Genomic DNA, 26,596 nt, shown 5'->3' with positions numbered 1-26,596 from the left:
CGGCGGCCCAACTCCCGGACTTTCTTTGGGCCGGGAGTTGTAGCGCGCTTAATGCGAGTTAACCTTATTGCGCGCTACAACCCCGACCCAAAAGTAATCTCGAAGATTGAGGACTGCGGAGCCTAAGGTAGAGCGTAGCTAACTGAAAGTTCTTTGGGTACCTTTCTTTCAAGAAAGGTACGGTTCCGTCCGGTTCAAAGACAAAGCACAGAGAATCAATCGGTTTTAAATAGAGAGTTTAAATGGAGAAGTTGAGAAATGAAGAATTGGGTCGTCCCGACCCCGCCGCCTTCGCCCGGCAGCCCAAGATGTCCGTCACCGTCGTGCTCGACAACGTTCGGAGCGCCGCCAATGTAGGCGCCTTTTTCCGGACAGGCGACGCCTTCGGCATCGAGCGGATCGTGCTGTGCGGCATCACCGCCCAGCCCCCCTCGCGCGAGATACACAAGAGCGCGTTGGGCGCCGAGCTGACCGTCGCCTGGGAGTACGCCGCGAACAGCGCCGAAGCCGTGCGGCAGCTGCGCGCCGAAGGTTATACGGTACTCGCCGCAGAGCAGGTGCGCGGGGCGACCCAACTGTCGAGCTGGGAACCCGCAGAGCAGCCCGGAGAGGAACGGTTCGCCATCGTTTTCGGCAACGAAGTGGAGGGCGTCGGCCAGGAGGTGGTCGATCTGTGCGACGGCGCGCTGGAGATTCCGCAGGTCGGCACCAAGCATTCGCTGAACGTGGCCGTGAGCGGCGGAATCGTCCTGTGGGAGTTTTTCCGCCGGTTCGGGTGCCGCTGAAACAGCGACATTTTTTCAACCGGATTTCTCCGCAAAACCCTACTTTTGTGAAGCCGTTGCAGACCGCTTCGGCCCTCTCACTTCCGCACTATGGACTACACCCTCTCCCACCTCGCCGGACTCACCGCAGCCACCGGACTGCACGGATCGCTGCACGGAACGGACCGACGCTTCTGCCGCATCGTCACCGACAGCCGCAACAGCATCGCCCAACCCGACACCGCCCTGTTCGTCGCCCTCACCGGGCCCAACCACGACGGACACCGCTATATTCCGGAGCTCTACCGGCGCGGCGTGCGCTCCTTTCTGGTCGAACGGATACCCGACGAATCGGCCACAACGTTGCCCGACGCCTCGTTCGTACAGGTCACCGACCCGCTGGCAGCCTTGCAGCTGCTGGCCGCCGACCACCGCAGCCGATTCAAAGGCACCGTGATCGCCATCACCGGCAGCAACGGAAAGACCGTCGTCAAGGAGTGGATCGCCCAGCTGTGGCCCGAAAAGGCCGGCCGGCTGCTGCGGAGCCCGCGGAGCTACAACTCGCAGCTCGGGGTGGCGCTCTCGCTGCTGATGATCGAAGGCGACGAACGGTGGGTGGTGATCGAGGCCGGTATCTCGCAACCCGGCGAGATGGAGCGGCTCGAAGCGATGATCCGGCCGCAGATCGGTCTGCTGACCAACATCGGTGAGGCGCACGGCGAAAATTTCTCCTCCGACCGACAGAAACTGGAGGATAAGCTCCGGCTGTTCGCACATGCCGAAACCGTTATCTATCCTCAGGACGGGTCGATCGTTCCGGAGACCCTTGAGAAAAGAGGCGCCGGACAAAAACTGCATAACGACCGCCTCAGTTTAGAAGAGATACGGGTTTCGAAAGATTTTCCGTTCCGGGACGCCGTTTCGATGCGGAACGCAGCGCTGGTCGATACGCTCTATCGCGCGATGGGGCTGACACACAAGCCTTTCGCCGAACTGCAGCCCGTCGCCATGCGGCTGGAGTTGCGGGAAGGGATTCTGGGCAGTCTGGTGGTGAACGACAGCTACAACAGCGACCTGACCTCGCTCGGCGTCGCCCTCGACTATCTCGACCAGACGGCCGGCGAACGCCCCAAAGTCGTGATCCTGTCCGACATCCTGCAAGCCGGCTTAAAACCGGACGAACTGTACCGGCATGTGGCCGAACTGGTGCGGAACCATTCGGTGAGCGAATTCGTCGGCATCGGGCCGGCCCTCGCCTCCGCCGCCCCGCATTTCATCGCCCGATTGGGAGAAGAACATACCTCTTTCCACGCCACAACGGACGATTTCCTGCACCATACCGACAAAGAACGTTTCGCCGGGAGCGCCATTCTGGTCAAGGGTGGCCGGGCGTTCGGCTTCGAACGGATCTCGCGGCTGCTGGAAAAACGGACGCACACGACCACCTTGGAGGTGAACCTCAACGCCCTGTCGGCCAATCTGGCCCACTTCCGCGCCATGCTCCGGCCCGGGACGCGGCTGATGGCGATGGTCAAGGCTTACTCGTACGGAACCGGGTCGGCCGAAATCGCCACGATGCTGCGGCACGAGGGGGTGGACTATCTGGCGGTCGCCTTTGCGGACGAGGGGATCGCCCTGCGCGATGCGAGCATCCACCTGCCGATCGTGGTGCTCAATTCCGATCCGGGGAGCTTCGCCGTGATGGCCGACTACGACCTCGAACCGGAAATCTACTCGTTCGCCTCGCTGAAAGGCTACGCCGACGAGGTGCGCAGCCGGGGAATATCCGCCGCTCCGATCCACCTGAAAATGGACACCGGCATGCACCGGCTGGGATTCGTGCCGGAAGAGATCGCCGAACTGTGCGCCGTGCTGCGGCAGGAAGAGGCCGTGCACGTGCGTTCGATCTTTTCGCACCTCGCCGCCTCGGAAGACCCGGCGGAAGACGACTTCACCAGACGGCAGATCCGCCGCTTCGACGAGATGAGCTCGACGATTATCGAATCGCTCGGCGACCGTTCGATCCTACGCCACATCTGCAACAGCGCGGGAATCGCCCGCTTTCCGGAAGCCCATTTCGACATGGTGCGGCTCGGCGTGGGGCTCTACGGCATCGACGACCCGGCGCTGCAGGTGGCGGCGACGCTCAAGACCCAGATCGTTCAGATCAAGGAGCTCGCGGCGGGAGAGACGGTAGGCTACAACCGGCGCGGGGTGGTGACGGCACCGATGCGCACGGCGACCATCCCGATCGGCTATGCCGACGGGATGGATCGCCGGCTGGGACGGGGCGCTGGGTCGGTCTCGATCCGGGGCGTGTTGTGTCCGACGATCGGGAATATCTGCATGGACACCTGCATGATCGACGTATCGGGGGTGCCGGAGGCCCGGGTGGGCGACGAGGTGATTATCTTCGGCGAGCGGCCGACGATCCGCGAGGTGGCACAGACGCTCGGAACGATCTCTTACGAAGTCCTCACGTCGATATCGGCGCGTATCAAGCGAATTTACGTGCGGGAATAGCCCCGCCCCGGGCTACCGCGACAGAGCCAATGGCAGGCTGACCGGCGGCGGCAGCAACGGGCACAGCTGGGCATCCGGAGCCAGCGACATCTATAGTTTACATTTAAGTTTCAATCCTCAATATCTCTTTCCTCACTACGCCTATTACCGCGGCCACGGTCTTCAGTTGCGTTGCCTCTCGGAATAAACGGAAAGAAACTCAAAAAGTGTAACTTTGTCTGCCCAACGCCCACCCTGAAACGATGTTTTTAGAACGAATCTCCATACTGAATTTCAAGAATATCGAAGAAGCCGAACTGGAATTCTCGGCCAACGTGAACTGTCTGGTGGGCGACAACGGAGCCGGAAAAACCAACCTGATCGACGCCGTCTACTACCTCTCGATCAGCAAAAGCTCGGTGGGGCTGACCGACGGCCAATCCGTCCGGCACGGCGAGGATTATTTCCTGCTCGACGGACGTTACTCGCTCGGCGGAGGGGAACGGCGCGAAGGAATCGTGTGCAGTTTCAAACGCGGCGGCGGAAAGGTCATCAAACGGAACGGCAAGGAGTACGACCGGGTTTCGGAACACATCGGCCTGCTGCCACTGGTGATGGTCTCGCCGGCCGACACGGCGCTGATCCACGAGTCGGGCGACGAACGGAGGCGGTTCCTCAACTCGTTCCTCTCCCAGACCGACCGCGAGTACCTCACGGCGATCGTGCGCTACAACCACCTGCTGCAGGAGCGCAACCGGCTGTTGAAAACAGGTGTGGGATCGGCTTTCGAAGAGATTCTGGAGGTGCTGGACATGCAGCTGGTCGAGACCGGAACGGCAGTGCACGAAAAGCGGGCCGAGATGATCCGGCGGCTGGCTCCGAAGGTGGCGGAATACTACGCCATCCTCTCGTCGGACAAGGAGGAGGTGACCGTCTCCTACAAATCCGAGCTGACGGAGACGCCGTTCGCCGATCTGCTGACGGCGGCGAGGGAAAAGGATCGGGTGTGCGGCTTCACCAACTGCGGGGTACACCGCGACGACATAAAATTAGAGATTCTGGGCTTTCCGATCCGCAAATACGGCTCGCAGGGCCAGCAGAAATCCATGCTGCTGGCCCTGAAGCTGGCGCAGTTCGATATGATGCACGAACTGCGGGGCATTCGGCCGATCCTGCTGTTGGACGACGTCTTCGACAAGCTGGACATGGCGCGGGTCGAAGCGCTGATCGGCATGGTGTCGTCAGACCGCTTCGGTCAGATTTTCATCACGGACAGCAATAAGGTGCGATTGGAGGGGATTCTGACCCGAATGACGGAAAACTACAAACTTTTCAGCGTCAACGGCGGACAGTTCACGGAGTTATAACCGCATCCCATAACGAACCGGGACACCCGGCCGGTTCTCCTAAAACCGGAGCACCGCCACCACCGGCATGTGGTCGGAGAGGTACCGCACCCCGTATCCGTCGGGAATCACCTCGTAGGTCACGGGCACGAAACCGCGGAAAAAGATGTGGTCGATCACCTCTCCCTCCTCGCCGTGTCCGAATCCGCGGTAGGTCACCGGCGGCAGCGAGTCGCCCTGAGGTCTGGCAGCCACCGAGTTGCGCGCTTCGGCAAATCCCGGAGCCTCGACCAGCGGAGCGAGCGACGGATCGGTGGTCGGGAAATTGAAATCGCCCATCACAATCGCCGGTATCGAATCGCCGAACCGTTCGATCCGTTCCAGCATCAGTTTCGCGCTTTCGCGCCGGGCCACGGTTCCCACGTGGTCGAAATGGGTGTTCACGACCATAAATTCCCGGCCGGTAGCCCGCTCCTGCAACCGCACCCAGGTGGCGATCCGCACGCAAACGGCATCCCATCCCAACCCGGCCTGTTCCGGTGTCTCGCTCAGCCAGAAGTGGCCGTCGGCCACGGGCACATACAACGAGTCGCGATAAAATACGGCTGCATATTCTCCCGCCTCAGCCCCGTCGTCGCGCCCCACACCGACGTAAGAATAGCCGGTCAGCGCCGAATCGAGAAAAGCGACCTGCTGTACCAGCCCCTCCTGAATCCCCATCACGTCAGGCCGGACGGTCTCGACCATCCGCACAACGGCTTCGCGCCGGTTGTCCCAATAATCGGGCCCGTCGTCCGGATTGGCATAGCGGATATTGAAGGTCATCGCCCAGAGGGTTGAAGAGTCGACCGTCTCTCCGCCTTGCCGGGCCGCGCTGCCGCACGAAACAAATGCGGTTGCTCCCGCAGCAACGATCAGGGTTAAAAGGATACGTTTCATATTTTATGTGTTAAACGATTTCACAGGGTAAAGATAGCGAAATTCCGATGACTTTCTGTTTTCATGTCACAGTCATTCTACCCGCCCCGGGCGGCCGCGATTTCGGTCGTACGAGCTGGGAGGGCATAGCAAGAAGTGTCGGCCTCGACGGATACAGCTGGGCTTCCGCCACAAGCAGCATCTACGGTTTGGACTTAGGTTTCGGCGTGACGTGGTTCAGCCCCAGCAATACGGACCGCCGTGCCCACGGTTTTCAGTTGCGTTGCCTCTCGGAAGTGCGTGTCGCACTCACAATTGGCAGCCTCTACCCCATTTGCCCACCGCGGGCACGCGGGGCCTGCCCGGCCCGAGCGCAGTTCTATCCAGTTAGGGTAGAGGCGGCCCTGTCGGAGTGCCCGAAGGCACCGCGCCGACGCCTTGGGCGATTCAACTCTTTCGGCGATGAGCCGAAAGAGTTGAATCGCCCAAGGCGCGCGGACAACGTTCGATTGACCTGCCGGGGAAAAGCCCGTTTTACCTAACACGTTGTTCAGCTGTTAATGTCGAGGTGATTAGTTTACCTCTTCTCTCTGTTCCGCTTGGGCCGCGGGGGCCCCTACTTTCTACTATGTGGTAGAAAGTAGGCAAAGAGCACATTCAAGGGGGACTTACATCCCCCTTGAAAATCCCCCGGTGATTCCTTTTAGGGTAACGGCCAGCTTTCGAGTGCCGAGCGGCACCGGCTCGCAGAGCCGTGTGGGCCGAAAATCCATCGCAGTTCGGCGCCAGCGGAGGGAGCAACGAACTCCGTCGAGTTGCACTCCTCCGCCTGCCGGGGCGTCGGACTGCGCGACCCGAAGGGTCGCAAAAGCTCTGCCCCAATACAGTCCCAAGCCCCGCCCAATTCTCCGCCCGTTCGTCCTCGGGCGCGCCCCCCGGCGCCCGCCTGTGGCGTTCGCTGCGCTCCGAGGCCGGCGATTCTGCGAATCGCGCTATTCGCTCTCGCCCCGATTCACCGTCCAAAGTCCGCTCCTTTCGGCCTGTCGCCCATCCCCCCGAAGCCGCTACGCGGCTTGGGACAAAGCCGGCGATTCTACGAATCGCAAAAGCTAAGAACTAAGAACAAAGCACGGCCGACAGTTCGGCCCGTTTCTCCGCCCCCTGCTCGGCCCGGCGCGGCGCGAAAACCGTAAACGGTTTTCGCGCCCGAAGAACAGTCGCAGCCCAAAGCACAGCCCGGTCTCCGCCTCACTGCGGCTCCGCTATCGCTCCGCCGCTTCATTTTCCACGCACCGCCTGCCGTGCTGCAACTTGCGGATCAGCATGCCATAATTCGTAATCGGTACCCCGCTGCGAATCGCCGCCCGAATCCGGACCTGCACCATCCGCCGCGTCGCCACGCACCCTCCGCACTGCACCGCCAGCGCATAACCAGACAACGGCTCCGGCAGCGGATCGCGACCGCTCACAAACGTAAATGCCAGCGACTCGGCCCCCGTATAAGCCCGCAGCCAACCCGGAATCTTCGTTCGACCGATGTCGTCGCAAGTCACCTGGTGCGAACAATTCTCGATAATCAACACCCGGTCGCCTGCCTTCAAGCCGTCCACCGCCTGCAGCCCCTCCCGGTAGACCGCCGCATCTCCCTTCTGCTCCGCCAGCAATACGCTGAACGACGTCACCTCCACCTCCGGACACCTCTCCTGCACCAGCTCCGTCACCTTCCGGAACACCTGACTGTCCGTCACCACTAACCTCGGAGTATAGAGCCGCAACGCCTCCGCCAGTTGTTCCGGCTGCACCGAAACAGCCACCGCCTCCAGCTCCAGCGCCGCCCGCAACGCCTGTACCTGCGGCAGGATCAACCGACCCGCCGGCGCGCCCGCATCGATCGGACAAACGAACAAAATCACCTCTCCCGCAGCAATGACCCGTTCGCCGAAAAACGGCGGCATCTCCCCCGCCCGCTCCGGAATCGCAGCGCAAATCCGCCGAAGCACCTCCTCCGCCGACAAATCCGCGGCACGGGAAGGCAAAAGCAAATACGGCACATCGTTCGCCCGAATCCGATCGAGCAACCGCCGCTCCACCCCCGACGGACCAACGCCCTCCAACAAGACCACCGCCAAATCCACCTCCGAAAGCGTCCGCCACGTTCCGGCCACCCGCAGCCGCCCCACCTCCGACCCCTCGTCATCGACTCCCGCCGTATCGATAAAGAGCACCGGCCCGTAATCCGCCACCTCGAAAACCCGCCGCACCGGATCGGTCGTCGTTCCCGCCACCGGCGAAACCACGGCAGCCTGCTGACCGGTCATCCGGTTCAGCAGGCTGCTCTTCCCGACGTTCGTCACGCCGTAAATCCCCACCCGCGGCATCTGTTCGCGACCGCACGCACGGCTGTCCGAATCCCTACTCCCCATCGGCCTGCATCACATTGAGTTTCACATCTTCGAGCGTAATCTCCGGCCCGCTCAGAATCAAGAGCCGTTCCACCGCATTGTGCAGTTCGCGGATGTTCCCCGTCCACGGCATCCCCACCAGCGCCTCCATGGCGTCGGCCGTGATGGATGCCTTAGGAACGCCTTTGTCCGCACAGATGTTCCGGATGAAATGATCCACCAATAGCGGAATATCCTCCCGCCGATCCGCCAGCTTCGGCACGTGGATCAGAATCACGCTCAGCCGGTGGTACAAGTCCTCGCGGAAATTCCCCTTGGCAATCTCCTCGGTCAGGTTCTTGTTCGTCGCCGCCAGCACCCGCGCGTCCACGTCGATATCCTTGTCCGAGCCCACGCGCGTGATCTTCCGCTCCTGCAACGCACGCAGCACCTTGGCCTGCGCCGCCAGACTCATGTCGCCGATCTCGTCCAGGAAGATCGTCCCTCCGTCGGCCTGTTCGAATTTCCCTTTGCGCTGCTTGATGGCCGACGTAAAAGCCCCCTTCTCGTGTCCGAAGAGCTCGCTTTCGATCAGCTCCGACGGAATCGCCGCGCAGTTCACCTCGACGAACGGCATGTTCACCCGGTCGCTCTTTTCGTGCAGCCACCGCGCCACCAGTTCCTTCCCCGTCCCGTTCGACCCCGTAATCAACACCCGGGCATCGGTCGGCGCCACCTTGTCGATCAGGGTCTTCACCCGCTGAATGGCCGGCGACTCGCCCACGATCTCCGCCACTTTATGGATCTTGCGCCTCAACGTCTTGATCTCCTTGACCTGCGACCCGCGCTCCAGCGCATTCTTGACGGTCACCAGCATGCGGTTCATATCGACCGGCTTCTCGATATAGTCGAACGCCCCTTTCTTGATACACTCCACCGCGGTGTCGATGTTCCCGTGTCCGGAGATCATCACGACCGTCTGATCCGGATGGGTCTCGATCAGCTTGTCGAGCACCTCGATGCCGTCCATCTCGGGCATCTTGATGTCGGAAATCACCAGATCGAACGGTTCGTCGCACACCATTTTATATCCGGCGGCTCCGTTCTCGGCCGTCTTCACCGTATGTCCCTCCATCTCCAGCAGCTCGCCGATGATGTTGCGGATGCTCCGTTCGTCGTCGATAACCAGGATTTTAGCCATATGCAAACCTTTTTTTCGGAATTTCAAAGTTAAGCATTATATTTGCTTTGTTTCATTTCCGCAGGGAAATAAATTTCCGATTCGCTCCCTGCGCATTTCCGGCGACGGAATCGCCTTGTTTTCAACGCACATGAACAGAGAAAAATCGAGACTCCTGCTCTCGGAATACGGACGCAACGTCCAGCGAATGGTGGCTTACCTGAAGACGATCGAAGATCGGGAGCTCCGCAACCGGCAGGCCGAGGTGGTGGTGGCGGTGATGGGAAACGTCAATCCGGCCCAGCGGGACAGCGAGGGTTTCCAGCATATGCTGTGGGATCACCTGTTCATGATCGCGGATTTCGACCTGGACGTGGACGCGCCGTATCCGAAGCCGACGCCGGCGATGTTCGCGCCGCATCCGAAACGGATGCGTTCGTCGCAGAGCTATATCGCCCAGAAGCAGTACGGGGCGAATGTCCGGCGGATGGTGGAGGCGCTGGCCGGGGAGCCGCAGTCGGAGGAGCGGGATGCGGCAGCGGCGAGTGTGGCGAAGTATATGAAACAGAAGTCGTTCGAATACAACAAGGAGTTCCCGTCGAACGAAGGGGTGATCGGCGACATCCGACAGATGTCTCGGGGACGGATCGTGCTGGAGGGGGATACGCTGGATCATACGCGGATCGACACGTCGAGCGTCCGAAACGCGAACGGAGGCCGGATGAACAAAACCAATCGGAACAACGGGACAAACACCCCGGGAACTGCGAACGGAGGAGGCGCCGGGAACAATACCGGGAACGGGACGGCGACACCGCGAAAATATGTCCGCCGGAACCCGGGGACGGGAGGCAACAATGCCGGCGGGACGAACAACCGGGCATAATCTCCGACCTCATGATACGCAGAGAGGCGTTCCTTCTACGGGAACGCCTCTCTGTTTTCTATCGTACGACACCGCCCTACCGCTCCGCCCACTGCACTTCGACCGGTTTCTTATCGATATAGTTCGGAAACAGAAACTTCGGCATCCCGAGCGCCATTCCGGCATAGACTTGCCTCCCCGGCTGCAACCCCAACAGCCGAGCGAACCGCCCTTTCCGGTCTTGTTTCATCGCCGAAAGGACGAAGCCGGTATAAATCTGACTCACGCCCAGGCTCTCGGCCATCAACGACCCGTTCTCGTAAGCCAGATTGGTGTCCGCCGCACCGAAACGCGACTCGGCGGGCGCACAGATGAAGATCGCGGCCCGCGCCCCGCGCAGCACGAGGTCTTCGCCCCGCTCCCACGCTTCGATCAGCCGCCGGAAAGCGGGCAGATAGGCATACACCTGCGGAATCAGCCGACGCAACAGAGGCCGCAACAATGGATGTTCCAGCTTTCGCCGCACGCTGTCGAAGGTGTCGAGGGTCAACTGGACGATCTGCTTCAACTTCTCGGGATCGGTCACGACGATAAACGAAACCTCCTGCCGGTTGCTGGCCGTCGGCGCCCGATGGGCAGCCTCCACAATCTGTTCCAGCGCCTCGCGCGGCACGGGCCGGTCGGTCAGCGCGCGGTTCGAGCGCCGCGCCCGACAGAGTTGCAGGATCTGCTCCGCGGTCGGCAGCGCGCTCCGGTCGATCGGATGTACCTTATCGGCCGGGAACTCGGTATGGGTCACGGCTCCGGTCGGGCAAACGGCCACGCAGTGCCCGCAAACGATACAGGTTTCGGGCCTTTCGATCCCGACCTCTGCCTTGGGTTCATCCTGCGTAAAAATCCGCGACGGACAAACCGCCACGCACCGTCCGCATCGGATGCATGCGGAGGGATCGATCTCTAAAGAAAATTTCATCCCGGTCGTTTTTCGTGTGTTTTTGACAAAGATAGCGAATCCGGACACACTTCCGACACACTTTCCCCGCCCCGGGCAACCGCTATTCGAACTCGGGCGATCCGGTGCACGTCGGCAACAACGGGTTCAGCTGGTCTTTCACTACGGGTGGTATCTACGGCCTGGACTTGAATTTGTATTCGCAGGGCCTCAGCACCAGCAGCTCGGACCGCCGCGGCCACGGTTTTCAGTTGCGTTGCCTCTCGGAATAAACGGGGGCGAGGCGGCCTTAGCGATGCGCAAGCATCGCTCCGTCCCGCCGGGGTCACCCGGACGCCGCCCGCGTAGGGCAGTTCCGTCCGGCTCAAAGCTCGACCGCGCGCCGACGCCTGAAGAGGGAAAAATGCAAACAAAGCTCTCCCCGCGCGCGACTGCTGGAGTAGGAAATCGTTAGAACAATGGTGAATTGTTCCAACAGGATTTCCGCCAGCGCGCGGGAGAAACACCCAAAGTAGTAGTGCTGGAGCGGGTCGGGCGTCCGGGAGAGACCGCAATTCTCGACGCGAGAGCGGCGTGTTGCGGGCCTCCCGAGGGGAGGCGTCCGGCCCGCGCGACCCTGAAGGGTCGCAAAAGCTCGGCCCAAACTACAGCCCCAAGCCCCACCCAACTCTCCGCCCCGTGTCTACCTCACTGCGGCTCCGCTATCGCTCCGCCACGTTTTTCCGCGCGCTGACGGAAATCTTATTCAAACGCGTGGTACGCGTTTGAATGATTTCCTACTCCAGCGATCGCGCGCGGGTTTTATTTCTCCTCCTTTGTCGCGCGCCTTTGGGAAATCCAGTCAAAATGTGCCGACACATTTTGACGATTTTCCTCTCAAGGCGTCGGCGCGCGTCGAGCTCCGTGCCGGACGGAACTGCCGCTTGTTGGCTTCGCCTTCCTCGCACTACCTCGCCAAAGCTCGCAAGCGGCTTTGGTCTCGGAACGCTGCTCGGTTGAAAAAAGCGGCACCAAAACCGACGCTGCCAGCGAGTGCAATGCAAACGCAGTTTGCACATTGACGAGCGGCGAGGAGGAAACCCTTAGGTAAACTTTTAGTTAGCTACGCTACGCCTTAGGCTCCGCAATCCTTACTTTTATCGCGCGCCCGCGGTAGGCGAATGACTGTGTTAACCCAACTCTTCGCCCATTTTCTGTGACACAAACGCACCAACTGGCGCCGGCCCGAAAATATGGCATCAAATACCCCCATCTGCAAAACAAAAAACCGCTGACTGTCTCGAAAGACAATCAGCGGCGATCTCCTCTTCGGACAGACCGAGGCCTCCCGAAAGAATCAAACGAGATAAAAAACTATTTATTCGCGTTCCGTTTATCGTAGTGTTTCTGATACCGGCTCATGAACTTATCGACACGTCCTGCGGTATCCACCAGCGTCTGTTTCCCGGTATAGAACGGGTGCGACGAGCTGGAGATTTCCATCTTGTAGACGGGATAGGTTTCGCCGTCGATTTCGATCGTCTCTTTCGTATTCACGGCGGACCGGCACAAAAAGACCTGATCGTTGGACATATCTTTGAATGCCACGATACGATACCCTTCCGGGTGCAATCCTTCTTTCATTGTGCGTATTGTTTAACGTTAGGTTGATGTGCTTTGATGCTTTCGCGGGGCAAAGATAGGATTTATTATCCAGAACTGCAAATCCGGCCGATGCGCGGAACATTTCCGGGATTCGGACACCCCCGGTCAATCGAGCCGTTTGACTCCCTTGCCGGTCACCTTTCCGTCCCCGGTATATCGGAACGAGCCCATGGTACTCACTTGTGCCGTACCTTCTCCGGTGACGCAAGCCTTCACCTGCCCCATTCCGGAAACTTCGGCCGTCACGCGTCCGGTCTCGAACCGTTCCAGATCGGCCGACGAGGTACCGCCCACTTTCCATTCGGCCTCGGTCGCCGAACCGGACAAGACGACACCCGACACTCCGGACATGCAGAGGGTCATCTTTTCCGTCCGCAATTCGCCTTTCACTTTTGCCGTTCCGCTGGTTTCGATCGTCGTCACCCCGGTCGCGGCGAGTTTCACATCGCTCAAATCCGATGTTCCCGACGCTTCGAGGTCGAGCTCGCCGGCCGCACAGCTGAGCAGGTTGACCGAAGCATTCCCGGAGGTCATCAGCCGCAGTTTGCCGGAGGTGGAGCAACGCCCGGTGCCGACCACCGTCGAAGCCCCCGTAGCGCTCAGGTAAGTGAGTTCCGAAACGGTCACCCAGGCCTGGGGTTTCTTTTTGCTTCCGGTGAAATATTTACTCATGTCGTTCTTGAATGCCAGCCGGACGAATCCCTCCTCGGTGTATTCGAAGACCAGTTTGTCTTCCAGCTCGCGCAGGATTTCCACCCGGGCTCCCACCGTTTTCGACGGGCCATCGGCCTGCTGCACCTGCAGGTCGAATGCGCCGGCGACAATCACTCCCCGAATCGGTTTGTCTGTATATTTTTCGATCGTCACGCTCTCCTGGGCTCCTGCAGACATAGGCATGGCGAGCAACCAGCCGCAGAGCACACAGGTCATACGATTTCCGAACAATGAAAACAGTTTTTTCATGGATTGATCTCCTTTTTTGTTTAATCTTACTTTCCCGCCCCGGGCTTCCGCGACTACGGTGAGGGCGCGCTATTGGGTGTGGGTAACTATGGGTACAGTTGGTCGTCTGCTGTCAACGGGACTTATTGTGTGTTTTTGCTTTTCCGCTCGACAGAACTCGGCCCCAGCTACGTGCACTACCGCGGCTACAGTTATCAGTTGCGTTGCCTCTCGGAATAAACAGAAGGTAGAGGCTGCCGCAGCGAAACGCAAGCATCGCCCCGTCCACGGGACGTGGGACCCGCTTGGCCGACGCGTTCGCGTCGTGGCGCGCGGACAAAAATCGCGGACAAAAACGAGGTAGAAACCCTGCGCCCCTTCGGGGCGCGCAGTTCGCCGCCACCCCACGCGGCGGGCTGCAACTCGTCGGAGCTCGTTGCGCCTCCGCTGGCGACGAGCTGCACAATTCACAGCCTACAAGCCCGCCCCAAGTCGCGGCCCGATTCTCCGCCCCCGTGTCAGCCCATGCGGCTCCGCTGTCGCTCCGCCGCATTTTCCCGTCGCCCGCTGGGATTTCATCTCGATTTTGCTCATCGCAAAACGAGTGAAATCCCTCTTTTGGCGGGCGGGCGGTGCGTGCCGCACTCCCAATTGGCCGCCTCTACCCTAACAGGATAGAACTGCCCTACGCGGGCGGCGACCGGCTAATAAGGCCAAGAGAGCCCCAATAAAACGCCCGGTGGGCGCCCCGGCGGGACGGAGCGATACTGCGTATCGCTTACTGGTTTGCCGCACCCCGTTCTCTGTTCGCGCGCCGAGGAGATTCATTCTCTTTCGGCTTGTCGCCGAAAGAGTTGAATCGCCTCTTAAGGCGTGGCGCGCGGGTCTTAACGCTCTTTTTTCAGTCGTCCGCGGCAATTCTTGCCGAATTGGCTCATCGCCAATCGGCAGAATATGCCCTTTGGGGCGGGCGGGCAACGGTATCAAATTCTGTCCGCGCGCCTGGGAGAAATCTTGTTCAAACACGACTACGTGTTTGAACGATTTCCCTTCTAAGGCGTGGCGCGCGGTTGGTTTGAGGGTACTGTTCTTTCTGTGAACAGAAAGAACCAAAGAAACTTTATGATAGCTACGCTACGCCTTAGGCTCCGCAGGACTCAGGCTTCGGGCACACACACTGCGGCGCCTATACCGAAACACGCCACCCTCACTCCGCGTAACCGGAACAGACCCGAACCAGACGAACCGTCTCGACCGCTTCGCGCACATCATGCACCCGCAGAATCGCAGCGCCTTGCCGCAGTGCCTCGACGTTCAGCACCGACGTTCCGTTCAACGCCTCGGCAGGCGTGGTTCCCAGCGTACGCCATATCAGACTCTTACGAGACAAACCCGCCAGAATCGGCAACCCGAAGACCGAAAGCTCATTCATCCGTCTCAACAGTTCGAAATTCTGCGCCACGCTCTTCGCAAAACCGAAACCCGGATCCAAGATCAAATCCACAATCCCCGCTTCGCGACACTGCGCGACTTTCCGCACAAAATAACGCAATACGTCTCCCACAACGCCCCCGCCCTCCGCCGGATAATCGGTCTGCGAGGCCATCGTCTGCGGCGTCCCGCGCATGTGCATGGCGATATAGGGCAACCTCAACTCGCCCACCGTCCGAAGCATCTGCGGATCGAGCCCGCCGGCCGAGATGTCGTTCACGACGAACGCACCGTACCGGTCATAAAGCCGCCGTACGACTCCCGACCGAAAGGTGTCGACCGAAAGCGGGAAATCCGGGCCGACCGCCTCGCGCACCGCACGCAACGCACGATCCAGCCGGGCGAGTTCCTCGGTTTCGGGCACGTCATCGGCTCCCGGACGCGACGAATAGCCGCCCACATCCAGCATGTCGGCCCCGTCGCGCAAGGCCTGTTCGGCTGCGCGGGCAATTTCGGTTTCGCTCTGCCGCCGGCTGCCCTCGAAAAACGAGTCCGGGGTGGCGTTCACAATCCCCATCACCCGCGGCCGCTCCGGCCCGGCCGACCACAGCCGGCCGCCTATGTTGATCTCCATCGCGTTGCTGCAGAGAGGAATCAATACACGACCTGTGCCGAAGCGAAGGTACCCATCTGGAACACCGGAATCCGTTCCCGGGCCAGCTCCTCGGTGCCATCGACCAGTTTAACGATCTGAACCGACGGAATACGATACGGCAGGTTCGCACTCCCTTTCTTAGCGTTCCCGACGGTTCCGCGAGCAGCGTTTCCCGCCGTTCCGGCCCCTTCGGCCGTCATCTCGATCACCAGCGGCCGCCCCGAAAGATCGGTATCGGGCACCACTCCTTTCGTGGGCGAGAACCGACACACGATCGCGGTTCCTTTGTCCGACGGCAAAACCGAATAGGTGCGTACGATCCGCTGGGTATAGCGTTTCCCGATGAACAAGGAGAGGTATTCGGCCTCCAGGCGGTCGATCTCTTTCAGGGCGGCGGGCAGCCCGGCGCCGAAGACATGTTCGCCCATCTCGCCGGTCACCAGGTCGAACCGCCGTTTCCGCAGGGTGAAAATCGCGTTCGCCGCATCGGCCGCCAGCTGTTCGGTGCTCTTTTCCACCATCGAGGTCCGGTTCACGGGCAGTTCGCCGAAGCTCTCGCCGTCGGCCAGACCGCTCCGTTCCACGGTCGCGCCGTACAACGGATTGAGGCTCACGTCCGTAAAGGGATTGTTATTCCCCATGGCGGCATCCTGAAACTTCGCATCGGCCACCAGCGGCTGTTGCGGCTGGCCGACGGAAAGCCAGTGGAATGCCCGGCTTTGGAGGTCGACGGAACGATTCAGCGCATAGGTCTGCGCGGGATCGGGCTCTTCGTAATAGCCCAACGAAGCATCAATGATCCGGTAGTTCTGCTTATCGCTCATCGCGGCGCCGGAAATCCCGAGATACTGTGCGGCGTACTTGGCATAGGTTCCGCGCAGAATCACTTCGCGTTCGACCACCACCGTGGCGGTCACCACCGTCCGCGGCAGGGTGTAGCCGTCGATAGCGGCCGGCCCGCTGCCTTGCGGAAAGGCGCTCACCTGAGCGGCCGCCGGAGCCGCCCACGCTGCAACGGAACTGCACACGACAGCCGAAACTGTCCGAAAAAAGGTCTTGCTGTTCATCTTGTTTTCGATTTATACCGGTTTCTCCAACCGGAGATCACCGGTCAAAAATAGTTTTTTTTTCGGAACGATACGCCTCGGGCGGTCAAGAATATCCATCCTGCAGCGGGTTCCGGCCCCGCCCCGGGCCACCGCGGCAGTGCTGAAGGTGCGTTGTGGGTCGTCGGTAACGGCGGTTACAGCTGGTCTTCGACGGTCAGCGGTACCGATGGCATGTACTTGCATTTCCTCGTGACGTGGCTCTATCCCAGCAGCACAGCGTGCCGGGCCAACGGTCTTCAGTTGCGTTGCCTCTCGGAATAAACGGACGCACAGCGTCTTTTAATGGCAGCCTCTAACCCCTAACCACACCACACAAAAAATCCTTTGCGAGCCCCAAAACTCGCAAAGGACAAAATAAGCTGAACGGGTAAAAACACCCAGACCCAAAGAAAAACTAAAGCCCCCGCACGTGTTTCTCCCACGCCCAAGCCGCACGCAGAGTGTCGCCCAGCTCCCGTTCCGCACGCCAGCCCAGCTCGTTGTTCGCCTTGTCCGTAGCGGCCCAGATCTTCTCCACGTCGCCCGGCCGACGCGCTGCAATCCGGTGCGGCACCGGCACGCCGTTCACCTCTTCGAACAGCCGCACCAATTCCAAAACCGACACCGGCGTTCCGGTTCCGATGTTGAAAATCTCGAACCGGTCGGCCGATCGTCCCCCGACCATCCGATCCACCGCCACCACATGCGCCCGCGCCAAATCCACCACGTCGATATAGTCCCGCAGGCACGAGCCGTCCGGCGTATCGTAGTCGTCGCCGAAGACCGAAAGCTCTTTCCGAATCCCGGCCGCCGTCTGGGTGATGAACGGCACCAGATTGTTCGGCACCCCTTTCGGCAGCTCGCCGATCAGAGCCGACGGATGCGCCCCGATGGGGTTGAAATAGCGCAGGGCGATCGCCTTGAAAAACGGTACGGCCGCCACCGTATCCTGAATGATATCCTCGCTCATCTGCTTGGTCAGGCCGTAAGGCGAGTTGGCCCGCTGGCGCGGCGTCTGTTCGGTCGCCGGAAGCACCTCGGGCTGGCCGTAGACCGTCGCCGAGGAGGAAAAAACGAGGTTCGGTACTTCGAACTCCTGCATCAGGGCCATCACCGTGAGCAGCGAGTCGAGATTATTGCGGAAGTATTTGAGCGGTTCGGCCACCGACTCGCCCACAGCCTTGTAGGCGGCGAAGTGGATCACCGAATCGAACGCATACCGGCTGAAAACCTGCTGGCGCATCGCCTCACGGTCGCAGCAATCGACCTGGACGAACGGCACGGGATGCCCCACGATCGCCTCCACCCCTTTCACGGCGGAGAGGTCGGAGTTCGAGAGGTTATCGGCAATGACGACGTCGTAACCCGCGCGGATCAGTTCGACGGCGGTGTGGGTGCCGATGTACCCGGCGCCTCCGGCGACGAGTACGGTCTTGGCTTTGTTGGATGACATATATCGTTAGTTTTTGTTGATACTCGATGCAGCAGCCGGCCGCGACGCGCCCCACAGCTCCGCCAGCCGGACGATCACACGCGTGGCCGCCGCCATGGTCTCCACGGAGCAGTATTCGTACCGTCCGTGAAAGTTCGCGCCGCCGGTAAAGAGATTCGGACACGGCAGCCCCATGTACGAGAGCCTCGCCCCGTCCGTCCCGCCGCGAATCGGCCGCACGCAAGGCGTCACCCCCACCTCGTCCATCGCCCGGCGGGCCAGCGCGACGGCCTCCGGAGAGGTCTCCACGCGCTCGCGCATGTTATAATATTGGTCGGTCAGGGTCAGCCCCACGGTATCGGCCCCATAACGCCGGTTCAGATACTCCGCCGCCGCCGTCAGGGCCGCTTTCCGGGCCTCGAACCGTTCCCGGGAGTGGTCGCGGACGATGTACTCCATCGAGACCGCCTCCACGTCGCCCCGAATCGAAACGGGATGGAAAAATCCCTCGTATCCGTCGGTATGCTCCGGCCGTTCCCAAGCCGGCAGCATGGCGTTCAGTTCGCCGGCCACCTGTATCGCATTGATCATCTTCCCTTTGGCCATCCCGGGATGGATATTCCGACCGCGAATGGCGATCCGGGCCGAAGCGGCGTTAAAGTTCTCGTACTCCAGTTCCCCCTCTGCCCCGCCGTCCATCGTATAGGCCACCGAAGCACCAAACCGCTCAACGTCAAAGTGATCGACGCCGCGCCCGATCTCCTCGTCCGGGGTAAAGGCGATGCGAATACGCCCGTGCGGCACCTCCGGATGGGTCACGAGATACTCCGCTGCTGTCACAATCTCGGCCACCCCCGCCTTGTCGTCCGCCCCGAGCAGGGTCGTGCCGTCGGTGGTCACCAAGGTGTGTCCGCGCAGCAGCGCAAGTTCCGGAAAATCATCCGGAGAAAGCACAAGACCGCTGTCTCCCAACGAAATGGTACCGCCGTCGTAGTCGCGCACGACCTGCGGCCGCACCCCTTCGCCCGACATATCGGGCGAGGTATCGACGTGGGCGATGAAACCCACCGTCGGCGAAAAAGAGTCCCCTTCCGGCAAAGTGGAAGGCACGGTAGCGGTCACATAGCCGTACTCGTCGATCTCGACCTCGTCCAGTCCGATGAGGGTCAGCTCTTCGATCAAATGGTTGAGCAGCAGGAGCTGCCGGGCGGTCGAGGGATAGGTCTCGCTCTCCGGATCGCTCTGCGTGTCGAACGCCGCGTAGCGCAGCAACCGTTCGAGCAGCCGTTCTTTGAGTTCGGGTATGTCCATAATTTTCGTAGTTACGCCTGATGGAGGGTAGTCCGCCACTCACGGAACCTCAAAAATCCGGCATACAGTGTCAGCAATATCCGCAAATAGCCCCGCGCCAGCCACCGCGGCAGCCAGCAGGCTCCAAAAACCAGCCGGCTCAACGGCTGCAACATCTCCCGTACCGCATCCGCACTTCTCCGCATCCGCCGCGGCACGCCAGCCGCCCACAAAGCCGCCATCCACCGCCGCCGGAAGCCTCTTGAAAAACGGGAGAGATAGAGGTGTTTCATTCCGAAAACCGCCAGCTGGCCGGCAATCCGCCCCACGTTCACATCCTGCGGCAGTTCGGCCAACCGCTGTTCGACCCGAAGCACGGAATCCAACTTGGCCTCCGTCATGCCGCTCCGCATAATCGACCCGGCCCGCAAGTGGTGGCGGTAGGTCGCCGATTCCACCGTCGCCACCCGCTTCACATGCGGATAGGCCTCCATACACCACAATACGTCTTCGTAAGTGACCCCCTCGCAAAAAGTCAAGTCATATGCCCGGATAAAATCGCTCCGGATCAGTTTGGCGGTGGCATTGCTGAAATTGAGCCGTCCGAAACCGGCGGTCACCGCCTCCCGATCCGCATAAACCGGCCGTGCAGGATCGAAATAGCGCGTCTCCTCCCGCACCGTGCCCGAAGCCTCCACCCGACGGTAATTGCCCTGCACCCAGTCCGGACCGTCGGCAGCCACGGCTGCAGCGGCCAGAACCGCCAATGCACCCGGCTCCAGCTCGTCGTCGCCGTCGAGATAAAACATCCACTCTCCCGTCGCCGCAGCCGTCCCGGTATTCCGCGCTGCCGCCAGTCCCCGGTTCCGGATATGGCTCACGATATGGAATTCCACACCGGCCTGCTCCAGTTCACCCGTCAAGGCCTCGACCCGACGCATCGAATCGTCCGTCCCGCAATCATCCACCACGATACATTCGATCCGGTCTCCCGGTGCCAAACCGGCAGTCTGCACGGCCACCGACCGCAAGCACCGCTCGATATAAGGCGCCACCTGATAGACCGGTATGATTACGCTGATTTTCATCTTTTTCCGTATTCCACATATCCTCACCGCACGACGATGTGCCGCACGATCCGGGCCCGCAACAAACCGTTGATCCGATCGGCGATCGCCCGCCGCCGCATGAAAATCTCGGCCCGCACCGCCGCGGACGAGAAACGGACGTAGAGCACCCCGCCGCGGATATAGACATCTTCGGTCGCACGAACCACATATTCGCCGGCCGCCTCGGCCCACAGCTCGACCGCCCGACCCTCCATGGTGGCCGGCCCCAGGGCGCGTGTCGAGAGAAAATCCTCCAACAGCTCGCCTACCCGCATCGGTTCGGTTCGTCGCATAGGGACAATAGTACGAAATTTTTACGAAAAGACCGCAGCCTATGCCCACAACCGCTTCAGACCGGCCACCGAAGTATCTTCAAAACGGTCGATCAACAGGTCGTAATCCCCACGGGCTTCGATCGTCTCGCGCGGGAAGGTGGAGGCGATGGCCACGACCTTGGCTCCGGCTCTCCGCGCCGCCTCCATCCCCACGAAAGCGTCCTCGAAAACAACGCAGTCATGCGGATCGACCCCCAATTTGTCGGCCGCCAGCAGATAGACCTCCGGATCGGGCTTGCTGCGGGTGATCTCCGACCCCGACGCCACGGCATCGAAATACGGAGCGATGCCGCACCGTTCGAGCACGAAATCGACATTGACCCGCGGCGCAGAGCTCCCCACGGCGATCCGCACCCCGGCCGCCCGCAAAGCCTCCAGCAGATCGACCAACCCCTCGGCCGGCCGCATAATCGGATCGTAGAGCTCGCGATAGATCTCCTCCTTCTCGCGCGAGAGGCGTTCGACCTCGTCGGCCGGCAGGTCGTCCCGGCCGAACAAACGGGCCATAATCACGGCGTTGGTCGATCCGAAACAGGGCAGCAGCGTCCGGGCATCCAGGTCGGGAATGCCGTGGCGTGCGGCAAAGTGTTCGAAAGCGTGCAGATGCGCGTCGCGGTTATCGACGATCACGCCGTCCATGTCGAAAAGGGCTGCCTGAAGCATTTCTATGATGAGATTAAAAATAAATATCCCGTTCTCCGGCCCGGATCCGGGCCAGCCGGTCGCGAGTCTCGGCCGCCGATTCGGCCGACAGCTGTTCCAGGGTGGCCTCGATCCGGCTCCAGCCGGCCGAGGCCACCTCCGCCGAGGCGTAGTCGGTCAGGTACTCGGCCAGCGTAAGGATCGCGTTCGGCCCGCAGAACCGCTTGATGAAGCCCGGCACGGAGAACTCCATGAAGTGTTCGCCCGTCCGTCCGCGGCGGTAGCAGGCCGTGCAGAACGACGGCAAATAGCCCTCCCCGACCAGCCGTCCGACGATTTCGTCCAGCGACCGTTCGTCGTGGATGGCGAACTGCCGAGAGCCTTGTTCGTCCTCCGGTTCCGCCGAGTAGCTGCCGATCTCGAGCCGGGTTCCGCCGTCGATCTGCGACACGCCGTACCGGATCGCCTCATCGCGCACCGACGCCGGTTCGCGGGCGGTCAGAATCAGCCCGGTATACGGCACGGCGAGCCTCAACACGGCAATGGCATAGACGAAATCCTCGTCTCCCACGGGCGACGCGGCCGGCAACGAGGCCGAAGACTCCTTGATCCGCGGGAACGAAATCGTGTGCGGCCCGACGCCGAAGCATGCTTCCAGATGGTTCGTGTGCCGGACGAGCCCCATCACCTCGAACCGCCAGTCGTGCAGCCCCAGCAAAGCGCCCAACCCCACGTCGTCGATACCGGCCTCCATCGCCCGGTCGAGGGCGGTCAGCCGCCAGTCGTAGTCGGCCTTCCGGCCGCCGAGATGATACCGCGCGTAGGCCGCCCGGTAGTAGGTCTCCTGAAAAATCTGATAGGTTCCGATTCCGGCTTCGTGCACCGTCCGGAACCCCTCGACGGTGAGCGGAGCGGCGTTGATGTTGACCCGGCGAATCTCTCCGGCCGGCTCGGTCCGCACGCCGTATGCGATCCGCACCGTGCGGGCGATGTATTCCGGGCTGTAGGCCGGATGTTCGCCGTAGACCAGAATCAGCCGCTTGTGTCCGACCCGTTCGAGAGCCTCGACCTCGCGGACGATCTCCCCGTCCGTCAAGGTCTTGCGCACGGTCTCGGTGCTGTCGGCCCGGAAACTGCAATAGGCGCAGCGGTTCGTACAACGGTTCCCGATGTAGAGCGGTGCGAAAAGGACGATCCGGTCGCCGTAGACCTCGCGTTTGAGCCGTTCGGCGGCCTCCAGCACGAGCGGCCGCTCTCCGGGCGCGGCGCCCAGCAGCACGGCGACCTCGGCCAGCGAGAGACGCTCGCGGTTCATGGCCCGGGCGACGGCCGCCCGAACCTCTTCTACCGTGGGCGAGGCGTGGCGGGCCAACAAGGTTTCGATCTCCTGTTCGTCAATGAAGGGTTCTCCCGGACGGTCGGGAAGGCGATAGGTCTGCGGCGTGAAAATCATGTGCGGAATGCGGCGGTTTTCGCCGCACGTCACAAAATTACACTATTTTTACACTTCCGGACGCACGGAAATGCCGGGAACGTCAAACCACAAACTCTTCCTCATGCTCGAACGACTCCAGACATACATCGACCGGCGGCACCTCGCCGATCCGACAGACCGCATCCTGATCGGCGTCAGCGGGGGCGTCGACTCGATGACGCTGCTCGACCTGCTGCGACAGGCCTGCCCGGGCCGCATCGCGGCGGCACACGTCAATTTCGGACTCCGCGGAGCCGAATCCGACGGCGACCAGCAACTGGTAGAGGCCTACTGCGAAGAGCATGCCATTCCGCTCCACACGGTTCGGTTCGACACCGAGACCGAGGCCCGAACAAGCGGCGAATCGATCCAGATGGCGGCCCGGCGGCTGCGTTACGAGTGGTTCGAGACGCTCTGCGACTCCCACGGCTACGACCGCATCGCCATCGCCCACCACGCCGACGACTCGGCGGAAACGTTCTTCATCAACCTGTTGCGCGGAACGGGGCTGCGCGGGCTGACGGGCATCGCCGACCGGCGCGGACGCATCATCCGCCCGCTGCTCTTCGCCCGGCGGGACGAGGTGACGGCCTATGCGGCGGCACACGGGGTACCGTATCGCGAGGACTCGACCAACGCCACGCTCAAATACCTCCGCAACCGGCTGCGGCACGACATCCTGCCGCGATTGGACAGCGCGTCGAACAACCGTTTCGCGCGAACGATGGAGGAGAACCTCGTCCGGCTGCAGGCTACACAGGCGTTCATCGACCTCCAGGTCGAACGGCTGCGCGAGCGGGCTTTCGCCGGGCCGGAGGAGATCGACCTCGACGCGCTGGATGCGACATGCATCGGGTTCGAGCTCTATGAGCTGCTGCGGCCCTTCGGCTTCGTGCCGGAGACGGCGGAGGAGATCGCCGACCTGCTGCGGCGGGCGGACGACGGGAGCGGAACGACGCTCTCCGGCAAGCGGTTCGAGGCGGAAAAATGGACGGCACGGATCGACCGGCGGAGGATTCTGCTGGCTCCGCGAGTGGTCGAGCCGTTCCGCGAGGAGCGGATCGAGGCGGACGACCCGCGGGTGGAGTGGCTCTCGCTGGACGAGCTTCCGGACAGCCTGGCGACGCCACCGGAGACGGCCTACCTGACGGCGGATGCGCTGAAATTTCCGCTTCACCTGCGTGGCTGGCGGGAGGGGGACTGGTTCATCCCGCTCGGGATGGCGGGCCAGAAGAAGGTGAGCGACTTCCTGATCGACGCCAAAGTGCCGGTGGCGGAGAAAGCGCGGCAAGGGGTGCTGCTCTCGGGAGAGACGATCGTCTGGCTGGTGGGACGCCGGATCGACGACCGCTACAAGGTGCGGCAGGACGGCCGCCGGTTCGTCCGGATCACGCTGTAAGGTCCCAGAAGAGGTCTTTCATCAAAAAAAATTCGTTCCCTGACATCCGAAATCGCTCCCCGCTGCGTCTATCATATAGCAACCACACAAACAGTCATTTTCTCATTATGAAACGCATGTTACTTTCCCTGCTGCTGGGCGCAGGGCTGATTTTCGGAAACGCAGCCGCCCCGGTGGCGGCCGAACCGGTCGATTCGACGGAGTTTGCCGCACTTATCGATACGCCGACGGAAATCCGGACGGACAGCCTGTTGCAGGCGCTCGACGCTCGGATGACCGCGCTGGAAGGGGCGATCGAAGGAGTAAACAGGAACCCGGACACGCCGTTCGGCTTCGACGGAGACCATTTGGTGGCCGTACTGATCGTACTCATCTCGACCGGCGCGGGGGTGGCGATGGTTTTCTTCATCATGCGATTCTGGTATGTCGCCCTGAAGAAGAAATATGAGCTGAAACAATGCGCCATCGAACACGGCCGCTCTTTGCAGGAACTCGAAACGACGGGACGACCGCTGACGGGTTTTATCCGGCGATTATTGGTTTTAGCAATCATCGGGTTCGTTATCCTGGCCTGGATCGGACTCCTCAACCTGGGCCACATGCGATTCTTCACCTCGCTGCTACTGTGGGGGCTGATCCTCGGGGTGGGATACGCAATCGTCCATTTGTTCCGTCTCTACGTGCAGCGCCGTGACGAAAACCGATAAACACCTTCCGATCAGCGATTTGTGGCTGGTTCGACGGGTAAAACGGTCGGGTGACAGGGGGGCTTTCGGGGAGCTGGTGGAACGCTACCAGTCTCCCCTGAGGCGCTACCTGACCCACCTGACGGGAGGCGACAGATTCCGGGCGGACGACCTGGCGCAGGAGTGTTTCATCAAGGCATTCACCTCGATCGGCCAGTTCTCGGGTTTGGGCTCTTTTCGGGCGTGGCTGTTCCGGATCGCTTACCGCACGTTCCTCGACAACCGGCGGTCGGTGCACCCGACGCAGGAGATCGAGCGGACGGAGGTCGGGGAGGAGAATCCGGCCGAAATCGCTATCCTGCACAGTGCGCTGGCGTGTCTGGACGATACGGAACGGAACGTCATCCTGCTGTCGGCTGTCGAGCAGCTGTCGCACAGCCAGATCGCCCATGTGGCCGAGATGCCGCTGGGAACGGTCAAAAGCGTGGTGGCGCGGGCGAAGGCCAAACTGAGGGAATATCTGAAAAACGAAGAGTTATGAAACGCAACAGCATAAAAAAAGACCCGCTGGAGGAGTTGTTCGCGGCGGCTCGTGCAGAACGAATACCGGACTGCGGGTTCACGCGCCGGGTGGTCGAGCGGCTCGATCCGCTGCCTCCGTCGAAAAACCTCTACCGGATTCCGACTTTCGCGACGGCGTTTGCCTCTGTGTTGCTGCTGGTTTGGGTAGCGGCTTCGGGGTTCGATTTCCGGGGGATGGCGGAGCGGTGGAGGGGGTTCGACGGCGAGGTCAAAGGAATCAGGCTGGTGCCGGCGACATGGCGTTTCTCGTCGAACACGGACACGGAGGCAAGCGAGGGTTCGGCAGCACCCTTTCCGGGCGGGATAAAGTTTCAATAAGCAGCCCCGCCCCGGGCTACCGCGGTCACGCGTCGGGTGGACTCAGCTATGTCTGTAGCCACGGTTATATCTGGTCTGCATCTGCCAGCGACACCAATGGCATAAACCTGAATTTCACCACAACGAAAATCGAAGTTTGCAGCCTATATGGTCGGGCTGTCGGTTTTCTGTTGCGTTGCCTCTCGGAATAAACAGAAGACAGAGACGGCCTTAGCGAAACGCAGTTTCGCTCCGTCCCGCCGGGGTCACCCGGACGCCGCTCGCGCAGGGCAGTTCTATCCTGTTAGGGTAGAGGCGGCCATCTCGGAGTGCCCGAAGGCACCGCGCGCCACGCCTTAAGGGGGAAATCGTCAAAATGCACCTGGGCGTTTTGACAAGATTTCCCAAGGCGCGCGGATAATGCCCATTTGACCTGCCGGGAAAAAGCCCGATTTACCTAACGTTATTCGGCTGTCTATCTTTGGACTCTAAGTCAATCTTTTTCTTGGTTCCGCTCGGGCCGCGGAGGCCCCTACTTTCTATTATGTGATAGAAAGTAGGCAAAGAGCACATTCAAGGGGAACTTACATCCCCCTTGAAAATCCCCCGGCGATTCCTTTTAGGGTAGACACGGCCATTTGCCCACCGCGGGCACGCGGGGCCTGCCCGGCCCGAGGGCAGT

The 26,596-nt window shown here is 61.2% G+C and carries 25 protein-coding genes; 11 read left to right on the top strand and 14 right to left on the bottom strand.

What is annotated here, in order from left to right; all coding sequences use genetic code 11:
- The first annotated feature begins 242 nt into the window (after nucleotides 1-242).
- The 3 genes from QZ292_RS04145 (at nucleotide 243) to QZ292_RS04135 (ending at nucleotide 4,633) form a co-directional block, all read left to right on the top strand.
- Complete coding sequence (locus tag QZ292_RS04145) at nucleotides 243-785, top strand: RNA methyltransferase (protein ID WP_294598235.1); 543 nt, start codon at nucleotides 243-245, stop codon at nucleotides 783-785.
- Nucleotides 786-875: 90 nt separating this feature from the next.
- The gene (locus tag QZ292_RS04140) at nucleotides 876-3,287 is read left to right on the top strand and encodes a bifunctional UDP-N-acetylmuramoyl-tripeptide:D-alanyl-D-alanine ligase/alanine racemase (protein ID WP_294598232.1); all 2,412 of its coding nucleotides are present in this window, start codon (nucleotides 876-878) and stop codon (nucleotides 3,285-3,287) included.
- A gap of 242 nt (nucleotides 3,288-3,529) precedes the next feature.
- A complete protein-coding gene (locus tag QZ292_RS04135) occupies nucleotides 3,530-4,633 on the top strand; it encodes a DNA replication/repair protein RecF (protein WP_294598229.1) in 1,104 nt (367 codons plus the stop codon).
- Nucleotides 4,634-4,672: 39 nt separating this feature from the next.
- Here the strand turns inward: QZ292_RS04135 and QZ292_RS04130 are convergent, their stop codons facing one another.
- The 3 genes from QZ292_RS04130 to QZ292_RS04120 form a co-directional block, all read right to left on the bottom strand.
- A complete protein-coding gene (locus QZ292_RS04130; protein ID WP_294598226.1) occupies nucleotides 4,673-5,551 on the bottom strand; it encodes an endonuclease/exonuclease/phosphatase family protein in 879 nt (292 codons plus the stop codon).
- Between the two features lie 1,241 nt (nucleotides 5,552-6,792).
- Nucleotides 6,793-7,953, bottom strand: coding sequence for a GTPase (locus QZ292_RS04125; RefSeq protein WP_294598223.1), 1,161 nt, complete (start codon nucleotides 7,951-7,953; stop codon nucleotides 6,793-6,795).
- Nucleotides 7,943-9,112 carry a sigma-54 dependent transcriptional regulator gene (locus QZ292_RS04120; protein WP_294598220.1) on the bottom strand — a complete coding sequence of 390 codons (1,170 nt, stop codon included), beginning with the start codon at nucleotides 9,110-9,112 and terminating at the stop codon, nucleotides 7,943-7,945. Before QZ292_RS04120 ends, QZ292_RS04125 begins: the two co-directional genes overlap by 11 nt.
- Nucleotides 9,113-9,242: 130 nt before the next feature.
- Here QZ292_RS04120 and QZ292_RS04115 point away from each other — a divergent pair, with 130 nt between their 5' ends.
- Nucleotides 9,243-9,977, top strand: coding sequence for a DUF4290 domain-containing protein (locus QZ292_RS04115; protein WP_294598217.1), 735 nt, complete (start codon nucleotides 9,243-9,245; stop codon nucleotides 9,975-9,977).
- 76 nt (nucleotides 9,978-10,053) lie between these two features.
- Here QZ292_RS04115 and QZ292_RS04110 read toward each other — a convergent pair whose 3' ends face one another.
- Entirely contained in the window at nucleotides 10,054-10,929 is an 876-nt protein-coding gene (locus QZ292_RS04110) for a nitroreductase family protein (RefSeq protein ID WP_294598215.1), read from the bottom strand.
- Between the two features lie 104 nt (nucleotides 10,930-11,033).
- Here QZ292_RS04110 and QZ292_RS04105 point away from each other — a divergent pair, with 104 nt between their 5' ends.
- A complete protein-coding gene (locus tag QZ292_RS04105; RefSeq protein WP_294598212.1) occupies nucleotides 11,034-11,180 on the top strand; it encodes a hypothetical protein in 147 nt (48 codons plus the stop codon).
- A gap of 1,081 nt (nucleotides 11,181-12,261) precedes the next feature.
- Here QZ292_RS04105 and QZ292_RS04100 read toward each other — a convergent pair.
- Together QZ292_RS04100 and QZ292_RS04095 are read right to left on the bottom strand one after the other, a co-directional pair.
- Nucleotides 12,262-12,531: a type B 50S ribosomal protein L31 gene (locus tag QZ292_RS04100; RefSeq protein WP_294598209.1), complete on the bottom strand. Its 270-nt coding sequence runs from the start codon at nucleotides 12,529-12,531 to the stop codon at nucleotides 12,262-12,264.
- A gap of 126 nt (nucleotides 12,532-12,657) precedes the next feature.
- On the bottom strand, nucleotides 12,658-13,515 hold the full coding sequence (locus tag QZ292_RS04095; RefSeq protein WP_294598206.1) for a DUF2807 domain-containing protein: 858 nt from the start codon (nucleotides 13,513-13,515) through the stop codon (nucleotides 12,658-12,660).
- Between the two features lie 78 nt (nucleotides 13,516-13,593).
- Here QZ292_RS04095 and QZ292_RS04090 point away from each other — a divergent pair, with 78 nt between their 5' ends.
- A complete protein-coding gene (locus QZ292_RS04090; RefSeq protein WP_294598202.1) occupies nucleotides 13,594-13,734 on the top strand; it encodes a hypothetical protein in 141 nt (46 codons plus the stop codon).
- Nucleotides 13,735-14,701: 967 nt separating this feature from the next.
- Here QZ292_RS04090 and folP read toward each other — a convergent pair.
- Both folP and QZ292_RS04080 read right to left on the bottom strand, forming a co-directional pair.
- Nucleotides 14,702-15,559, bottom strand: a complete 858-nt coding sequence (gene folP, locus QZ292_RS04085) for a dihydropteroate synthase (protein WP_294598200.1) — start codon at nucleotides 15,557-15,559, stop codon at nucleotides 14,702-14,704.
- Nucleotides 15,560-15,579: 20 nt separating this feature from the next.
- On the bottom strand, nucleotides 15,580-16,647 hold the full coding sequence (locus tag QZ292_RS04080) for a DUF4831 family protein (protein WP_294598198.1): 1,068 nt from the start codon (nucleotides 16,645-16,647) through the stop codon (nucleotides 15,580-15,582).
- 153 nt (nucleotides 16,648-16,800) lie between these two features.
- Between QZ292_RS04080 and QZ292_RS04075 the strand changes: the two genes are divergently transcribed.
- Nucleotides 16,801-16,950: a hypothetical protein gene (locus tag QZ292_RS04075; RefSeq protein WP_294598171.1), complete on the top strand. Its 150-nt coding sequence runs from the start codon at nucleotides 16,801-16,803 to the stop codon at nucleotides 16,948-16,950.
- A gap of 133 nt (nucleotides 16,951-17,083) precedes the next feature.
- On the opposite strand, the gene galE is transcribed toward QZ292_RS04075, so the two are convergent.
- The 6 genes from galE to hydG are packed head-to-tail and all read right to left on the bottom strand — an operon-like array spanning nucleotide 17,084 to nucleotide 22,962.
- Complete coding sequence (gene galE / locus QZ292_RS04070) at nucleotides 17,084-18,121, bottom strand: UDP-glucose 4-epimerase GalE (protein WP_294598169.1); 1,038 nt, start codon at nucleotides 18,119-18,121, stop codon at nucleotides 17,084-17,086.
- Between the two features lie 6 nt (nucleotides 18,122-18,127).
- Complete coding sequence (gene pepT, locus QZ292_RS04065) at nucleotides 18,128-19,411, bottom strand: peptidase T (protein WP_294598166.1); 1,284 nt, start codon at nucleotides 19,409-19,411, stop codon at nucleotides 18,128-18,130.
- 11 nt (nucleotides 19,412-19,422) lie between these two features.
- A complete protein-coding gene (locus QZ292_RS04060; RefSeq protein ID WP_294598164.1) occupies nucleotides 19,423-20,478 on the bottom strand; it encodes a glycosyltransferase family 2 protein in 1,056 nt (351 codons plus the stop codon).
- Between the two features lie 23 nt (nucleotides 20,479-20,501).
- Nucleotides 20,502-20,792, bottom strand: coding sequence for a DUF721 domain-containing protein (locus QZ292_RS04055; RefSeq protein ID WP_294598162.1), 291 nt, complete (start codon nucleotides 20,790-20,792; stop codon nucleotides 20,502-20,504).
- A 39-nt stretch (nucleotides 20,793-20,831) separates the two neighbouring features.
- Nucleotides 20,832-21,497: an HAD family phosphatase gene (locus tag QZ292_RS04050; protein ID WP_294598160.1), complete on the bottom strand. Its 666-nt coding sequence runs from the start codon at nucleotides 21,495-21,497 to the stop codon at nucleotides 20,832-20,834.
- Between the two features lie 13 nt (nucleotides 21,498-21,510).
- The gene (hydG, locus tag QZ292_RS04045) at nucleotides 21,511-22,962 is read right to left on the bottom strand and encodes a [FeFe] hydrogenase H-cluster radical SAM maturase HydG (protein WP_294598158.1); all 1,452 of its coding nucleotides are present in this window, start codon (nucleotides 22,960-22,962) and stop codon (nucleotides 21,511-21,513) included.
- 70 nt (nucleotides 22,963-23,032) lie between these two features.
- Between hydG and tilS the strand changes: the two genes are divergently transcribed.
- From tilS to QZ292_RS04025, 4 genes are all read left to right on the top strand, one after another.
- Nucleotides 23,033-24,349: a tRNA lysidine(34) synthetase TilS gene (gene tilS / locus QZ292_RS04040; RefSeq protein WP_294598155.1), complete on the top strand. Its 1,317-nt coding sequence runs from the start codon at nucleotides 23,033-23,035 to the stop codon at nucleotides 24,347-24,349.
- A gap of 107 nt (nucleotides 24,350-24,456) precedes the next feature.
- Nucleotides 24,457-25,056, top strand: coding sequence for a hypothetical protein (locus QZ292_RS04035; protein ID WP_294598152.1), 600 nt, complete (start codon nucleotides 24,457-24,459; stop codon nucleotides 25,054-25,056).
- A 19-nt stretch (nucleotides 25,057-25,075) separates the two neighbouring features.
- Nucleotides 25,076-25,576, top strand: coding sequence for an RNA polymerase sigma factor (locus QZ292_RS04030; RefSeq protein WP_294598149.1), 501 nt, complete (start codon nucleotides 25,076-25,078; stop codon nucleotides 25,574-25,576).
- A complete protein-coding gene (locus tag QZ292_RS04025) occupies nucleotides 25,573-25,935 on the top strand; it encodes a hypothetical protein (protein ID WP_294598147.1) in 363 nt (120 codons plus the stop codon). The genes QZ292_RS04030 and QZ292_RS04025 overlap by 4 nt, the downstream gene beginning before the upstream one ends.
- Nucleotides 25,936-26,596 lie beyond the last annotated feature (661 nt).

Origin of the sequence: uncultured Rikenella sp. (assembly GCF_910577125.1) — a bacterium.
Classification (GTDB): Bacteria; Bacteroidota; Bacteroidia; order Bacteroidales; family Rikenellaceae; genus Rikenella.
Note: the sequence above shows the minus strand (reverse complement) of the source record. Positions and strands in the feature narration are given on the sequence as shown.

Bases quoted from the DNA above. Each gene is read 5' to 3' on its own strand.
- QZ292_RS04110 (WP_294598215.1), bottom strand. From the start codon at position 10,929: ATGAAATTTTCTTTAGAGATCGATCCCTCCGCATGCATCCGATGCGGA.
- QZ292_RS04130 (WP_294598226.1), bottom strand. From the start codon at position 5,551: ATGAAACGTATCCTTTTAACCCTGATCGTTGCTGCGGGAGCAACCGCA.
- QZ292_RS04115 (WP_294598217.1), top strand. From the start codon at position 9,243: ATGAACAGAGAAAAATCGAGACTCCTGCTCTCGGAATACGGACGCAAC.
- QZ292_RS04125 (WP_294598223.1), bottom strand. From the start codon at position 7,953: ATGGGGAGTAGGGATTCGGACAGCCGTGCGTGCGGTCGCGAACAGATG.
- QZ292_RS04060 (WP_294598164.1), bottom strand. From the start codon at position 20,478: ATGAAAATCAGCGTAATCATACCGGTCTATCAGGTGGCGCCTTATATC.
- QZ292_RS04120 (WP_294598220.1), bottom strand. From the start codon at position 9,112: ATGGCTAAAATCCTGGTTATCGACGACGAACGGAGCATCCGCAACATC.
- QZ292_RS04035 (WP_294598152.1), top strand. From the start codon at position 24,457: ATGAAACGCATGTTACTTTCCCTGCTGCTGGGCGCAGGGCTGATTTTC.
- folP (WP_294598200.1), bottom strand. From the start codon at position 15,559: ATGGAGATCAACATAGGCGGCCGGCTGTGGTCGGCCGGGCCGGAGCGG.
- QZ292_RS04145 (WP_294598235.1), top strand. From the start codon at position 243: ATGGAGAAGTTGAGAAATGAAGAATTGGGTCGTCCCGACCCCGCCGCC.
- pepT (WP_294598166.1), bottom strand. From the start codon at position 19,411: ATGGACATACCCGAACTCAAAGAACGGCTGCTCGAACGGTTGCTGCGC.
- QZ292_RS04140 (WP_294598232.1), top strand. From the start codon at position 876: ATGGACTACACCCTCTCCCACCTCGCCGGACTCACCGCAGCCACCGGA.
- QZ292_RS04100 (WP_294598209.1), bottom strand. From the start codon at position 12,531: ATGAAAGAAGGATTGCACCCGGAAGGGTATCGTATCGTGGCATTCAAA.
- QZ292_RS04050 (WP_294598160.1), bottom strand. From the start codon at position 21,497: ATGCTTCAGGCAGCCCTTTTCGACATGGACGGCGTGATCGTCGATAAC.
- galE (WP_294598169.1), bottom strand. From the start codon at position 18,121: ATGTCATCCAACAAAGCCAAGACCGTACTCGTCGCCGGAGGCGCCGGG.
- QZ292_RS04080 (WP_294598198.1), bottom strand. From the start codon at position 16,647: ATGAACAGCAAGACCTTTTTTCGGACAGTTTCGGCTGTCGTGTGCAGT.
- tilS (WP_294598155.1), top strand. From the start codon at position 23,033: ATGCTCGAACGACTCCAGACATACATCGACCGGCGGCACCTCGCCGAT.
- QZ292_RS04135 (WP_294598229.1), top strand. From the start codon at position 3,530: ATGTTTTTAGAACGAATCTCCATACTGAATTTCAAGAATATCGAAGAA.
- QZ292_RS04055 (WP_294598162.1), bottom strand. From the start codon at position 20,792: ATGCGACGAACCGAACCGATGCGGGTAGGCGAGCTGTTGGAGGATTTT.
- QZ292_RS04095 (WP_294598206.1), bottom strand. From the start codon at position 13,515: ATGAAAAAACTGTTTTCATTGTTCGGAAATCGTATGACCTGTGTGCTC.
- QZ292_RS04025 (WP_294598147.1), top strand. From the start codon at position 25,573: ATGAAACGCAACAGCATAAAAAAAGACCCGCTGGAGGAGTTGTTCGCG.